This is a genomic window from Streptomyces sp. NPDC000880 (genome assembly GCF_053599675.1).
The window spans coordinates 1-12,333 of the sequence record NZ_JBSFMS010000169.1 but is presented as its reverse complement, the minus strand read 5'-3'; the positions used below and the strand labels follow the sequence as shown (position 1 = coordinate 12,333).

The following is a 12,333-nucleotide window of genomic DNA, read 5'->3' as shown; positions in this document are numbered from 1 at the left end:
CCGGCGAGGGGCCGCTACCGTGAGCACCCTCGCGACGAGCAACCACCTCCGCGAGAGCGGCGCCCGTTCAGGCACAAGGAGGTGTCAGGCGTCCTGGCGCTCCGCCGCGAGGGCGTTCGCCCGGCCGCGTACGACGAACCAGCCGCCGACCAGCGCCGCCGCGATGAGCGGCAGGAACATCACGGTCGTACGGCCCACGCCGCCGCCCCACCACATCAGGAAGGCCACGGAGGCGAGGAAGAACAGCGTGACGATCTGGGTGTACGGGGCCCAGGGCAGCCGGTACGAGGGGCGGGTGACCCGGCCGTCCTGCGAACGGTGCCAGAACAGCAGCGAACACAGCATGATCATGCCCCAGGTGCCGAGGATGCCGATCGAGGCGAAGTTCAGCACGATCTCGAAGGCCTGGCCGGGCATGAGGTAGTTGAGCCCGACGCCCAGCATTCCGAAGCCGGCGGTCAGCAGGATGCCGCCGTAGGGCACCTGGCCCTTGTTCATCCGGCCGGTGAACTTGGGGGCGGAGCCCGACAGGGCCATGGAGCGCAGGATGCGGCCGGTGGAGTACAGGCCTGAGTTCAGGCTGGACAGGGCGGCGGTCAGCACCACGAGGTTCATCACGCCGGCCGCGCCGGGGACGCCGAGCTTGTCCATGACAGTGACGAAGGGGCTCTGGTCCGCGGAGTACGCCGTGTACGGGAGGATCAGCGCGAGCAGCACCACGGAGCCGACGTAGAACAGACCGACGCGCCACATGATCGAGTTGATCGCCTTGGGCATGATCTTCTCGGGGTTCTGGGTCTCGCCCGCCGCGACGCCGCACAGCTCGACGGAGGCGTACGCGAAGACGACGCCCTGGATCACCAGCAGCATCGGCAGCATGCCCATCGGGAAGATGCCGCCGCTGTCGGTGATGGTTGAGAAGCCGGGGGTGTGGCCGTCGACCGGGTGCTGGGTGACCACCAGGTAGATGCCTACGAGCATGAAGGCGACCAGCGCGGCGACCTTGATGATCGCGAACCAGAACTCCATCTCGCCGAAGTACTTCACCGAGATGAGGTTGGCGGTCAGGACGACCGCGAGCGCGATCAGTGCGAGGACCCACTGCGGGATGTCGCTGAACATCGCCCAGAAGTGGGCGTAGGTGGCAGCCGCGGTGATGTCGGCGATCGCGGTGGTCGACCAGTTGAGGAAGTAGAGCCAGCCGGCCGCGAAGGCGCCCTTCTCGCCCATGAACTCACGCGCGTACGAGACGAAGGCGCCCGAGGACGGCCGGTAGAGGACCAGCTCGCCGAGCGCACGTACGACGAAGAATGCGAAGACGCCGCAGACGGCGTAGGCGATGGCGAGGGAGGGGCCGGCGCCGGCCATCCGGCCGCCCGCGCCAAGGAACAGGCCGGTGCCTATCGCCCCGCCGATCGCGATCATGTTGATGTGGCGGGACTTGAGGTCCTTGCTGTAGCCGGCGTCGCCGGCATCCACGTGGGGGGAGTTCGTCGCCGGTGCCCCGGCGGCGACCGTGTCGGCCGCAGTCGTGGTGCGGTCAGTCATGGAGCTGTTCGCCTTCGTGAGGGGAGGGTGGGCGGTCCCGGCCGGAGCCGGTGAGGGGGTGGTCACCATGGCATGGCCCGACGGCACATAATCAGGGCAACCCTGCGATTTTGGCAGTGGCCTAGGTCACGCAGGGATAGATCTGAGGTGTTTCAGAGGTTACGGCGCAGTAAAGCAAGGTCACGCCGGGACTCGCCACTCAGGCTTCCGCGCCCGCCGGATCCTCAGGGCGCCAGTACGTCCAGCTCCGCGAGCGCCCCAACGGCGATCTGGCGGGTGATCTCCTCGGCCCGTGCGGCGTCGCCCTCGCGGACCGCCTCGGCCACCTGTACATGCAGGGTCACGGCCGCCGGATCGGGGTCGTCGAACATCACCTGATGGTGCGTACGGCCCGCGAGGACCTCGGCCACCACATCGCCGAGGCGCGCGAACATCTCATTGCCGGAGGCGTTGAGCACCACACGGTGGAAGGCGATGTCGTGCTCCAGATATCCCTCGAGCTGGTGTCCGCGCGAGGTGGCGACCATGCCCAGGGCGCACTCGGTGAGCTCGGCGCACTGCTCGGGGGTGGCATTGCGGGCGGCCAGCCCTGCCGCGACCGGCTCGATCGCGGAGCGGAGCACGGTGAGGGAGCGCAGCTGGCGCGGGCGGTCGGCGCCCGCCAGCCGCCAGCGAATGACGCGCGGGTCGTAGACGTTCCACTCCTCGGTGGGGCGGACAGTCACGCCGACCCGGCGCCGGGACTCCACGAGGTGCATCGACTCGAGGACGCGGACCACTTCGCGGACGACGGTGCGCGAGACGTCGAAGCGCTGTGCCATTTCGTCGGTTCGCAGAACGCACCCCTGCGGGTACGCGCCTGCGGTGATCTCGAGGCCGAGGGTGTCCAGCACATGTGTATGGAGCCCCTGGCCCTCTGTGGTCATGGGGCAAGACTACGGGGCACGATTCGGGAACAAAAAAGTATGACGTTTACGTCTCAGACTCTTGAATACGTCGTACCTAATGGGTTTCAGTAGCGCGACGGCCGGAAGTCGACACCAATGTCGACGAAGACAGCGAGGTACGTAATGAGCACCCCCCACGTCGTCGTGGTGATGGGCGTGGCAGGCACCGGTAAGACCACGATCGGTCCCCTGCTTGCCGCCGCACTGGGCGTCCCGTACGCCGAGGGCGACGATTTCCATCCCCCGGCGAACATCGCCAAGATGTCCGCCGGTACCCCGCTCGACGACGCGGACCGGTGGCCCTGGCTCGACGCCATCGGGCAGTGGGCGCACCGCCGGGCGGGCCTTGGCGGAGTGGTCTCCAGCTCCGCGCTCAAGCGGAGCTACCGCGACCGACTGCGGGCCGCCGCACCGGATGCCGTCTTCCTCCACCTCACCGGCGACCGCGCGCTCATCGAGCAGCGGATGTCGGAGCGCAAGGGCCACTTCATGCCCCCCGCGCTGCTGGACTCGCAGTTCGCCACGCTGCAGCCGCTGGGCGCGGACGAGGCGGGCGTGGCCGTCGATGTGTCCGGCACCCCCGAAGCAATCACCGAACGGGCCGTCGCCGCGCTGCGCCGGCTCGACAGCGCTCGATAACTAAGGAAGCCACCGTGACCAGTCTCACCGTTGAGGCGCTGGCAGCGGACGCCGCCGAAACGATCACTTCGGCCGGCAACGCGCAGTTGGGCATAGCCGTTCTCGCGGGCATTGCCGTCATCGTCCTGCTCATCACCAAGTTCAAGGTCCACGCCTTCCTGGCACTGACCATCGGCTCACTGGCGCTCGGCGTGTTCGCCGGCGCGCCGCTGGACAAGACCATCGTCAGCTTCACCACGGGACTCGGCTCCACGGTCGCCGGTGTGGGCGTGCTGATCGCGCTCGGTGCGATCCTCGGCAAGCTGCTCGCCGATTCGGGCGGCGCGGACCAGATCGTCGACACAATCCTCGCCAAGGCCGGCGGGCGCGCGATGCCCTGGGCGATGGTGCTGATCGCCTCGGTGATCGGGCTGCCGCTCTTCTTCGAGGTCGGCATCGTGCTGCTGATCCCGGTGGTGCTGCTCGTCGCCAAGCGCGGCAACTACTCCCTGATGCGGATCGGCATCCCGGCGCTGGCCGGTCTCTCCGTGATGCACGGGCTGATTCCGCCGCACCCCGGACCGCTGGTGGCGATCGACGCCATCGGCGCCAACCTCGGCGTCACGCTGGCGCTGGGTGTGGTGGTCGCCATCCCGACCGTGATCATCGCGGGGCCGGTGTTCTCCCGGTACGCCGCTCGCTGGGTCGACATCCCGGCGCCGGAGAAGATGATCCCCGCCCGTCCCTCGGAGGACCTGGAGCGCCGGCCCGGCTTCGGCGCCACCGTGACCACCGTGCTGCTGCCCGTCGTCCTGATGCTGATCAAGGCGCTGGTGGACATCGTTGTCGACAACCCCGACAGCGGCATCCAGCGCGTCACCGACGTCATCGGCTCGCCGCTGATCGCACTGCTCGCCGCGGTGATCGTCGGCATCTTCACGCTGGGCCGCGCCGCCGGCTTCACCAAGGACCGGATCTCCTCGACCGTCGAGAAGTCACTCGCCCCGATCGCGGGCATCCTGCTGATCGTCGGCGCGGGCGGCGGCTTCAAGCAGACCCTGATCGACGTCGGCGTGGGCCAGATGATCCTGGACTTCTCCAAGGACTGGGCGATTCCGACGCTGCTGCTGGCCTGGCTGATCGCGGTGGCGATCCGGCTCGCGACCGGCTCGGCGACCGTGGCGACGATCTCCGCCGCCGGGCTTGTCGCGCCGCTCGCGGCCGACATGTCGACTTCGCACGCGGCCCTGCTGGTGCTGGCGATCGGCGCGGGCTCGCTCTTCTTCAGCCATGTCAACGACGCCGGGTTCTGGCTGGTGAAGGAGTACTTCGGGATGACGGTCGGCCAGACGATCAAGACCTGGTCGGTGATGGAGACCATCATCTCCGTCGTCGGCATCGGCTTTGTCCTGCTGTTGTCACTCGTCCTATAGCTACTCACCCGGCTACTCGTAGCTACTCGTCCAGTTACTCGTCCTTCAGCCACAGCGGGTGCTCCCGCTGTGCCCACGGGCGCTCGACCGACCCGGTACGCATACCCCTCCGCGACTCCGGGTCGGCGAGCGCCATTCCAATGTGTCCGAAGAGCACGATGCCGATGGCGAGCGACAGCCAGTCGTGCACAAAGGTCGCGCTCGTACGCCACACCAACGGCGCGAGCGAGGTGAACCACATCAGCAGCCCCGTCGCGAGCATCACCAGAACCGCGCCCGCGATCCACGCCGCGTAGACCTTCTGCCCGGCGTTGAACTTGCCCGCGGGACGGGACTCGGGCCGGTGGTCGCGCCGCCCGACCGCGCGCAACCACGTCCGGTCGTGCCGCCCGAAGCGGTTCAGCCTGCGCAGATCGGCCCGGAAGGCGCGCGAGCCGAGCCCGAGCAGGAACGGCACGGGGAGCAGCAGTCCCGACCACTCGTGGATGGTGACCACCAGATAGCGGCGGCCGACGAGTTCGGCGATCTGTGGTACGTACAGGGCCGCGGCGGTCGCCACACACAGCAGCATCAGCGCGGCGGTCACGCGGTGCACCCAGCGCTCGGCGCGGCTGAAACGCCGTACGCGCGCGGGCCGTTCAGACGGTGGGGGTGTCGCTGCGGCCGTTGGACCGGCCGACCCAGGCGTCGACGTCATATCCCCGCTCCTCCCAGTAGCCGGGCTGGACGTCGGAGGTGACGGTGATCCCGGAGAGCCATTTCGCCGACTTGTAGAAGTACATCGGCGCGACATACAGCCGGACCGGGCCGCCGTGCGAGTGGCTGACCGGCTTGTCCTGCATCTGCAGACAGACCAGCACATCGTCGCGGCGCGCCTGCGGGAGCGTGAGGCTTTCGCTGTAGGTGCCGTCGAAGCAGGTGAAGCGGATCGCCTTGCCCTGCGGGCGTACACCGGCGGCGTCCAGCAGCAACGACAGCTTGACGCCCGAGAAGGGGGTGTCGGGGACGCGCCAGCCGGTGACGCACTGGACGTCGCGTACGACACGGGTCTGCGGCAACTTGCGCAGCGCGTCGAGGGTATACGTCGCGGGGCGGTCGACCAGCCCGTCGACGGTCAGCCGGTAGCTCTGGTCGTCCTTCTGTGGCACGGAGGAGGCGACCGAGTAGTAGCGGAAGCCGCCGCCGTTGGGCAGCAGCCCGCTCAGCCCGGTCGGGTCCTTGTCCGAGGCCGCGCCGAGGAAGGATTCGAGCCCGCGCTGCAGATACGGCGCCCCCGCGACGCCGGCCGCGCCAAGTCCGAGCATGCCGAGCACCAAGCGGCGCCCGACGGGGGCGCCCTCGGCATCAGGGTGGTGTGTGGTCACCCCTCGATTCGAACACTCGGGGCTGCCCGACGCCAGGGAAAACAGGTGCGCGTCAGATTTCCGTCACACTTCGTACGCTGGCCCCATGGAGAAACGTGAACCGCTGAAGCCGTATCTGCTCGCCTGTCCCGGGCCGTTGCGCGACCAGTTGGTGGCCGCCGTACTGTCCGGCGCCGAGAAGGAGGAGTTGCCGCCGGTCGGCGAGCGTTCGGCGCTGATCGACTCGGACGGGCGGGAGGTCGCGGTGATCGAGCTGACGGAGGTACGGGTGCTGCGGCTCGGGCAGGTCGATCTGCGGCACGCGCTGGACGAGGGCGAAGGCGATGCGTCGGTGGCGGAGCGGCGCGCGGGGCATGAGGCGTTCTGGCACGGGGCTGAGATGCGGCAGGCGCTGGGCGAACCGGGGTTCGCGGTGGACGACGACACGCTGGTGGTGGCGTAGCGGTTCCGGGTCGTGGAGCGGTTCTAGGGGGCCGGGTGGTTTTCCCCCAGGCCCGCCGCAGGCGCTGCCCCCGGCCGCCTAGCCGACCGCCTTCGCTGCCGCGCGCCCCGCCACACGCCCCGAGAACATGCAGCCCCCCAGGAACGTGCCCTCCAACGAGCGGTAGCCATGCACACCCCCGCCGCCGAAACCCGCCGCCTCGCCCGCCGCGTACAGCCCCGGCAGCGGCTCGCCCTTCTCGACGAGCACCCGCGAGGAGAGGTCCGTCTCCAGACCGCCGAGCGACTTGCGGGTGAGGATGTTGAGCCGTACGGCGATCAGCGGTCCCGCCTTCGGGTCGAGGATGCGGTGCGGCGTGGCCGTACGGATGAGCTTGTCGCCCAGATACTTGCGGGCCCCGCGGATGGCCGTGACCTGGAGGTCCTTGGTGAACGGGTTCTTGATCTCCCGGTCCCGCGCGGTGATCTCGCGCCGCAGCTCGGCCTCGTCGATCAGCGGCTCCCTGGTGAGCGCGTTCATGCCCCGTACGAGAGCGGCGAGGTCCTTCTCGACGACGAAGTCCACGCCGTGGTCCATGAACGCCTTCACCGGTCCCGGCACATCCGCCCTGGCGCGCCCGATCACATCGCGGACCGACTTGCCCGTCAGGTCGGGGTTCTGCTCGGAGCCCGACAGCGCGAACTCCTTGCCGATGATCTTCTGGTCGAGTACGAACCAGGTGTAGCCGTAGCCGGACTTCATGATGTGCTCGAGAGTGCCGAGAGTGTCGAAGCCGGGGAAGAGCGGGACGGGCAACCGCTTGCCGCGCGCGTCCAGCCAGAGCGACGACGGGCCGGGCAGGATCCGGATGCCGTGCCTGGCCCAGATCGGGTTCCAGTTCTCGATGCCTTCGGTGTAGTGCCACATCCGGTCGCGGTTGATGTGGCTCGCGCCCGCGCGCTCCGCGACGCCGAGCATCAGCCCGTCGACGTGTGCGGGGACGCCGGAGAGCATCTTCTGAGGCGGGGTGCCGAGCCGTTCGGGCCACTGGGCGCGTACGAGATCGTGGTTGCCGCCGATGCCGCCCGAGGCGACGATCACCGCCTGGGCCCGGAACTCGAAGGCTCCGGCGACCTCGCGGCTGCTCGCTGTGCCGCGCTCTGCGTCGGACGGCTCCAGGACCTCGCCGCTCACTGTGTCCAGCGCACCCGCGTTGCTGCTCAGGCCGGTGACGCGGTGGCGGAACTTCAGCTGGACGAGGCCGCGCGCCACCCCTTCGCGGACGCGCCGTTCGAAGGGGGCGACGACGCCGGGGCCCGTCCCCCAGGTGACGTGGAAACGCGGTACGGAGTTGCCGTGGCCGGTGGCGTCGTAGCCGCCGCGCTCCGCCCAGCCGACGACCGGAAAGAACCGCATCCCCTGCGCGTGCAGCCAGGACCGCTTCTCGCCGGACGCGAAGTCGACGTACGCCTCGGCCCATTGGCGGGGCCACCGGTCCTCGTCGCGGTCGAAGCCCGCTGTGCCGAGCCAGTCCTGGAACGCGAGGGCCCGGCTGTCCTTGATCCGCATCCGGCGCTGCTCGGGCGAGTCGACGAAGAACAATCCGCCGAAGGACCAGTGCGCCTGACCGCCGATCGACTGCTCCGGTTCCTGGTCGAGCAGGATGACCTTGCGCCCGGCGTCGACGAGCTCCGCGGTGGCCACCAGGCCCGCGAGACCTGCCCCGATCACGAGCACATCAGCGTCGTACGCCATGGGTTCCATCCTTGCCGGGGGCAAAATGCGATGGGACCGATCCTCTGTACGGGGCAGTAACTCGTCAACCGTTCACCAGTGATTGGATTGGAGCATGACTCCCGCTGACGAAATCCTCGACATCGTCGACGAGCAGGACGAGGTGATCGGCCAGGCCCCCCGCGGCGAGGCGTACGCGCGCGGCATGCGCCACCGCTGCGCGTTCATCCTGGTCAGGGACGCGCAGGGCAGGATCTTCGTCCATCGCCGTACGCCGACGAAGCTGGTCTTCCCTTCGCTCTACGACATGTTCGTGGGCGGCGTCGTCGGCGCGGGCGAGAGCTACGACGCGGCGGCGCTGCGCGAGGCCGAGGAGGAGCTGGGGGTCTTTGGACTCCCCCAGCCCGCGCCGCTGTTCAAGTTCCTTTACGAAAGCGGCGATCAGACCTGGTGGTCGGCTGTGTACGAGGTGCGCTGCGAGCTGCCGGTGAACCCGCAGGCCGAGGAGGTCGCCTGGTACGACTTCCTGCCGCCGGAGGAACTTCAGCGGCGGCTCACCGAGTGGGAGTGGGTGCCGGACGGGCTCGCTGCGTACGAGCGGCTGCGGGCGCACGGCGCGGTCTGAGTCGGGCACACCGGGGCCACTGACAAATCCCTATGTAGGGTGCGACGCGTGAGCGACTTCGGACAGAGCCTGCGGCTGTGGTTCGCGCCCCGGCGGCTGCGCGAGGAGGGCGAGACCCCCGACTACCGGTTCTCGCTCGCCAATGAGCGGACCTTCCTCGCCTGGCTCCGTACGGCGCTCGCGCTCATCGGCGGTGGGTTCGCCGTCGATCAGTTCCTGCCGGACCTGCCCTGGGGAGTGCGGGCGGGGCTGGCGCTCGGGCTGCTCGGCGCCGGAGTGCTGTGCGCGCTGCGGGCCGTCAATCACTGGGTGCGCTGTGAGCGCGCCATGCGGCGGGGTGAGGATCTGCCCGTGTCCCGGTTCCCGGTCCTGCTCAGTGTCGTGATCGCCGTCGTGGCGGTGGCGATGGTGGTGGTCGTGCTGTTCGGCTGGGAGAGCGGCCGTTGACGGCCATGCCGGAGCGGGATCCGGGGCTGCAGCCCGAGCGGACCCGGCTGGCGTGGCGCAGGACCACGCTGACATTCACGGTGGCGGCCGTGCTCGCGGCCCGGCAGGTGGCGGGCGGCGGTCTGAGCACGGCCGGGTTGGTCGCGGTGGCGCTCAGCGCGCTTGTGTGGCTGGGATTTCTGCGGGTGGCCCACCGGCGGGTGCACGCGCTGGGCGCCCGGTCCCGCCCGCAGGTGCTGTCGGTGCGGGCCGCGCTGGCGGCCGTGGCCTGTACGGTCGCGCTGGCCGGGTTCGCCGTCGCGATGGTTGTGTGACAACAGGCAGGGCGTCGAAGACTAGCCTGGACAGCGACAGATGCCGTGAATCGCATCAAAGGTGAACACCATGGCGGTTCTCCATCAAGAACACCCCACGCACGAGCACACCCACAGTCCGGCCTGCGGGCATACCGAGATCCCGCACAACGACCACGTCGACTACGCGCACGACGGCCACCTCCACAAGGCGCACTCCGGCCACTGGGACGAGTGCGAGCCCGGCGAGCATGTCTCGCACAGCGGGCACGCCCACGAGCACGGACCCCACTGCGGTCACCCCGCCTTGGAGCACGGCGACCACGTCGACTACGCCCACGACAAACACCGGCACGCCGAGCACGACGGGCACTGGGACGAGCACTGAGTCGACCCCGCCGAGCCGGCTCCCAGCGGCCTGCCCCGCCTGAGTCCTGCCACGCCTGAGTCCTGCCACGCCTGAGTCCAGCCACGCTTGAGCCGTGCCTGCCTCGCCGAGTGCTGTCCCGCCTGTGAGCCAGGCCTGGGTTCGCGCTGCGCACTGGACTACATACCGACTGGTCGGTCATCATGAGCGGGACCGGTTCCACCCGCCCCCCGGAGGTGCCCCCGATGAGCTCAGTCCCGCCGCCAGGCCTCGATCCCGAGCAGCTGCGCGGTTATCTCGACCGCGAGCGGCCGGGTCTGGTGAGCGGACCGCTCAGTGCCCGGCTGATCCAGGGCGGCCGGTCCAATCTCACATACTCCGTCACCGACGGTACCGGCCGCTGGGTGGTCCGCCGGCCTCCCCTCGGACATGTGCTGGCCACCGCGCACGACATGAAGCGCGAGCACCGGGTGATCAGCGCGCTGCACCCGACCGCCGTGCCGGTGCCCGAGCCGGTGCTGCTGTGCGAGGACGAATCGGTGATCGGATCGCCGTTCTACGTCATGGAGTTCGTGGACGGCACTCCGTACCGCACGGCCGAGGAGCTGGCGCCGCTGGGACCCGAGCGCACCAGGGACGCGGTGCTCGGCCTGGTCGACACCCTCGTAGAACTGCACGCTGTGGACCCGGAGTCGGTCGGCCTGGGCGACTTCGGCCGCCCCGAGGGCTTCCTCGACCGGCAGCTGCGCCGCTGGGGCAAGCAGCTGGACGCCTCCCGCAACCGCGAACTGGCCGGCATCGACGAGCTGCACGCGGCGCTCGGCCGCGAACTGCCGGCGTCCCCCGCCCCCACCGTCATCCACGGCGACTACCGCCTGGACAACGTCCTGGTCGGCGCGGACGACCGGATCAAGGCCGTGCTGGACTGGGAGATGTCGACGCTCGGCGATCCGCTGACCGATGTCGGGCTGCTGGTGATGTACAGCAAGAAGCTGGAGCTGCCCGACTCCCCCATCAGCACCACCGCGGGCGCGGCGGGCCACCCGGAGGCGGCCGAGCTGATCGAGCGGTACGCCGTCCGGTCCGGCCGCGACACCTCCGCCATCGCCTGGTACACGGCCTTCGCCTGGTTCAAGCTCGCCGTGATCCTCGAGGGCATCCACTACCGCTACACCCTCGGCCAGACCGTCGGCCCCGGCTTCGACCGGATCGGCGATCTCGTGCCCCTCTTCATCAAGCACGGCCTCACCACCCTCCAGGAAGGCTGAGTACACACATGGACTTCGCATTCGACGCGCGCACCGAGGAGCTGCGGGCCAAGCTGCTCGCCTTCATGGACGAGCACATCTACCCGGCCGAGACGGTCGAGCACGAGCAGCGCGCGAAGCTGGCCTCGCCCTGGGACACCCCGGCGATCGTCGAAGAGCTCAAGACCGAGGCACGCAAGCAGGGTCTGTGGAACCTCTTCCTGCCGGACGAGGAGTACGGGGCGGGGCTGACCAATCTCCAGTACGCACCGCTGGCCGAAATCACCGGCCGCAGCCCGCACTTGGCACCCACCGCGCTGAACTGCGCCGCCCCCGACACCGGGAACATGGAGGTGCTCACGCAGTTCGCCACCGACGAGCAGAAGAAGCAGTGGCTGGAGCCGCTGCTCGCCGGCGAGATCCGGTCCGCCTTCGCGATGACCGAGCCGGAGGTCGCCTCGTCGGACGCGACGAACATCCAGACGCGGATCGACCGGGACGGCGACGACTACGTCATCAACGGCCGCAAGTGGTACATCTCCGGGGCGATGAACCCCGACTGCAAGATCTTCATCGTGATGGGCAAGACCGACCCTGACGGCGCGGACATCCGCCGCCAGCAGTCGATGATCCTGGTGCCCCGCGACGCCCGGGGTCTGGAGGTCCGGCGCGCCATGCAGGTGTACGGCTACGAGGACCACTCCCACGGCGGCCACGCGGAAGTCGTCTTCAACAATGTCCGGGTGCCCGCGTCGAACCTCGTCGGCGAGGAGGGCGGCGGCTTCGCCATCGCCCAGGCGCGCCTCGGGCCGGGCCGCATCCACCACTGCATGCGGCTGATCGGTATGGCCGAGCGGGCCATTGAGCTGATGTGCAGGCGAGCCGTGTCCCGTGAGGCGTTCGGCAAGACGATCGCCCAGCAGGGTGTTGTACAGAACTGGATCGCGGATGCCCGGGTCACGGTGGAGCAACTGCGGCTGCTTGTACTGAAGACGGCCTGGCTGATGGACACGGTCGGCAACCGCGGTGCGCACACCGAGATCCAGGCAATCAAGATCGCCACCCCGCGCGCGGTCGTGGACATCCTCGACAAGGCGGTCCAGGTGCACGGCGCGGGCGGTGTCAGCCAGGACTTCCCGCTGGCCGAACTGTGGGCGGCGGCGCGGACGTTGAAGCTGGCAGACGGTCCGGACGAGGTGCACCAGCGCTCGCTGGCGCGGCGAGAGCTGAAGCGGTACCTCTGAACCGGGGCTCCGCCCCGGACCCCTGTCCTCAATCGCCGGACGGGC

Annotated in this window: 14 protein-coding genes; 9 read left to right on the top strand and 5 right to left on the bottom strand. The window is 69.3% G+C overall.

Translation table 11 applies throughout. The annotated features are described in order from the left end of the window. Positions 1 to 84: 84 nt before the first annotated feature. Both ACWDO5_RS32980 and ACWDO5_RS32975 read right to left on the bottom strand, forming a co-directional pair. Positions 85 to 1,548, bottom strand: coding sequence for an amino acid permease (locus ACWDO5_RS32980; protein ID WP_450534229.1), 1,464 nt, complete (start codon positions 1,546 to 1,548; stop codon positions 85 to 87). Positions 1,549 to 1,772: 224 nt separating this feature from the next. Continuing rightward, entirely contained in the window at positions 1,773 to 2,474 is a 702-nt protein-coding gene (locus tag ACWDO5_RS32975; protein ID WP_450534228.1) for a FadR/GntR family transcriptional regulator, read from the bottom strand. Between the two features lie 144 nt (positions 2,475 to 2,618). On the opposite strand from ACWDO5_RS32975, the gene ACWDO5_RS32970 reads away from it, so the two are divergent. Both ACWDO5_RS32970 and ACWDO5_RS32965 read left to right on the top strand, forming a co-directional pair. Continuing rightward, positions 2,619 to 3,134 carry a gluconokinase gene (locus ACWDO5_RS32970; protein WP_450534227.1) on the top strand — a complete coding sequence of 172 codons (516 nt, stop codon included), beginning with the start codon at positions 2,619 to 2,621 and terminating at the stop codon, positions 3,132 to 3,134. A gap of 14 nt (positions 3,135 to 3,148) precedes the next feature. Next, on the top strand, positions 3,149 to 4,546 hold the full coding sequence (locus tag ACWDO5_RS32965; protein ID WP_450534226.1) for a GntT/GntP/DsdX family permease: 1,398 nt from the start codon (positions 3,149 to 3,151) through the stop codon (positions 4,544 to 4,546). Positions 4,547 to 4,580: 34 nt separating this feature from the next. Here the strand turns inward: ACWDO5_RS32965 and ACWDO5_RS32960 are convergent, their stop codons facing one another. Both ACWDO5_RS32960 and ACWDO5_RS32955 read right to left on the bottom strand, forming a co-directional pair. Then, positions 4,581 to 5,243 carry a cytochrome b/b6 domain-containing protein gene (locus ACWDO5_RS32960; RefSeq protein WP_450534225.1) on the bottom strand — a complete coding sequence of 221 codons (663 nt, stop codon included), beginning with the start codon at positions 5,241 to 5,243 and terminating at the stop codon, positions 4,581 to 4,583. Further along, a complete protein-coding gene (locus ACWDO5_RS32955) occupies positions 5,185 to 5,850 on the bottom strand; it encodes a molybdopterin-dependent oxidoreductase (RefSeq protein ID WP_450534231.1) in 666 nt (221 codons plus the stop codon). Before ACWDO5_RS32955 ends, ACWDO5_RS32960 begins: the two co-directional genes overlap by 59 nt. Before the next feature lie 145 nt (positions 5,851 to 5,995). Between ACWDO5_RS32955 and ACWDO5_RS32950 the strand changes: the two genes are divergently transcribed. Next, positions 5,996 to 6,352, top strand: a complete 357-nt coding sequence (locus tag ACWDO5_RS32950) for an ASCH domain-containing protein (protein ID WP_450534224.1) — start codon at positions 5,996 to 5,998, stop codon at positions 6,350 to 6,352. Between the two features lie 78 nt (positions 6,353 to 6,430). Here ACWDO5_RS32950 and ACWDO5_RS32945 read toward each other — a convergent pair whose 3' ends face one another. Beyond that, positions 6,431 to 8,086, bottom strand: coding sequence for an FAD-binding dehydrogenase (locus ACWDO5_RS32945; protein ID WP_450534223.1), 1,656 nt, complete (start codon positions 8,084 to 8,086; stop codon positions 6,431 to 6,433). A gap of 94 nt (positions 8,087 to 8,180) precedes the next feature. Here ACWDO5_RS32945 and ACWDO5_RS32940 point away from each other — a divergent pair, with 94 nt between their 5' ends. From ACWDO5_RS32940 to ACWDO5_RS32915, 6 genes are all read left to right on the top strand, one after another. Then, positions 8,181 to 8,690 (top strand): NUDIX hydrolase, encoded by a 510-nt coding sequence (locus ACWDO5_RS32940; protein WP_450534222.1) that lies wholly within the window; start codon positions 8,181 to 8,183, stop codon positions 8,688 to 8,690. Positions 8,691 to 8,738: 48 nt separating this feature from the next. Continuing rightward, positions 8,739 to 9,137, top strand: coding sequence for a YidH family protein (locus ACWDO5_RS32935; protein ID WP_450534221.1), 399 nt, complete (start codon positions 8,739 to 8,741; stop codon positions 9,135 to 9,137). Between the two features lie 5 nt (positions 9,138 to 9,142). Then, entirely contained in the window at positions 9,143 to 9,451 is a 309-nt protein-coding gene (locus ACWDO5_RS32930; protein WP_450534230.1) for a DUF202 domain-containing protein, read from the top strand. 70 nt (positions 9,452 to 9,521) lie between these two features. Beyond that, complete coding sequence (locus ACWDO5_RS32925) at positions 9,522 to 9,818, top strand: hypothetical protein (protein WP_450534220.1); 297 nt, start codon at positions 9,522 to 9,524, stop codon at positions 9,816 to 9,818. 224 nt (positions 9,819 to 10,042) lie between these two features. Further along, positions 10,043 to 11,065 (top strand): phosphotransferase family protein, encoded by a 1,023-nt coding sequence (locus ACWDO5_RS32920; RefSeq protein ID WP_450534219.1) that lies wholly within the window; start codon positions 10,043 to 10,045, stop codon positions 11,063 to 11,065. A gap of 8 nt (positions 11,066 to 11,073) precedes the next feature. Next, positions 11,074 to 12,288, top strand: coding sequence for an acyl-CoA dehydrogenase family protein (locus ACWDO5_RS32915; RefSeq protein WP_450534218.1), 1,215 nt, complete (start codon positions 11,074 to 11,076; stop codon positions 12,286 to 12,288). The last annotated feature ends 45 nt before the right edge of the window (positions 12,289 to 12,333 follow it).

Coding starts and splice junctions, on each gene's coding strand:
- ACWDO5_RS32940 (WP_450534222.1), top strand. CDS start 8,181: ATGACTCCCGCTGACGAAATCCTCGACATCGTCGACGAGCAGGACGAG.
- ACWDO5_RS32970 (WP_450534227.1), top strand. CDS start 2,619: ATGAGCACCCCCCACGTCGTCGTGGTGATGGGCGTGGCAGGCACCGGT.
- ACWDO5_RS32960 (WP_450534225.1), bottom strand. CDS start 5,243: ATGACGTCGACGCCTGGGTCGGCCGGTCCAACGGCCGCAGCGACACCC.
- ACWDO5_RS32915 (WP_450534218.1), top strand. CDS start 11,074: ATGGACTTCGCATTCGACGCGCGCACCGAGGAGCTGCGGGCCAAGCTG.
- ACWDO5_RS32930 (WP_450534230.1), top strand. CDS start 9,143: ATGCCGGAGCGGGATCCGGGGCTGCAGCCCGAGCGGACCCGGCTGGCG.
- ACWDO5_RS32975 (WP_450534228.1), bottom strand. CDS start 2,474: ATGACCACAGAGGGCCAGGGGCTCCATACACATGTGCTGGACACCCTC.
- ACWDO5_RS32950 (WP_450534224.1), top strand. CDS start 5,996: ATGGAGAAACGTGAACCGCTGAAGCCGTATCTGCTCGCCTGTCCCGGG.
- ACWDO5_RS32980 (WP_450534229.1), bottom strand. CDS start 1,548: ATGACTGACCGCACCACGACTGCGGCCGACACGGTCGCCGCCGGGGCA.
- ACWDO5_RS32945 (WP_450534223.1), bottom strand. CDS start 8,086: ATGGCGTACGACGCTGATGTGCTCGTGATCGGGGCAGGTCTCGCGGGC.
- ACWDO5_RS32920 (WP_450534219.1), top strand. CDS start 10,043: ATGAGCTCAGTCCCGCCGCCAGGCCTCGATCCCGAGCAGCTGCGCGGT.
- ACWDO5_RS32955 (WP_450534231.1), bottom strand. CDS start 5,850: ATGCTCGGACTTGGCGCGGCCGGCGTCGCGGGGGCGCCGTATCTGCAG.
- ACWDO5_RS32925 (WP_450534220.1), top strand. CDS start 9,522: ATGGCGGTTCTCCATCAAGAACACCCCACGCACGAGCACACCCACAGT.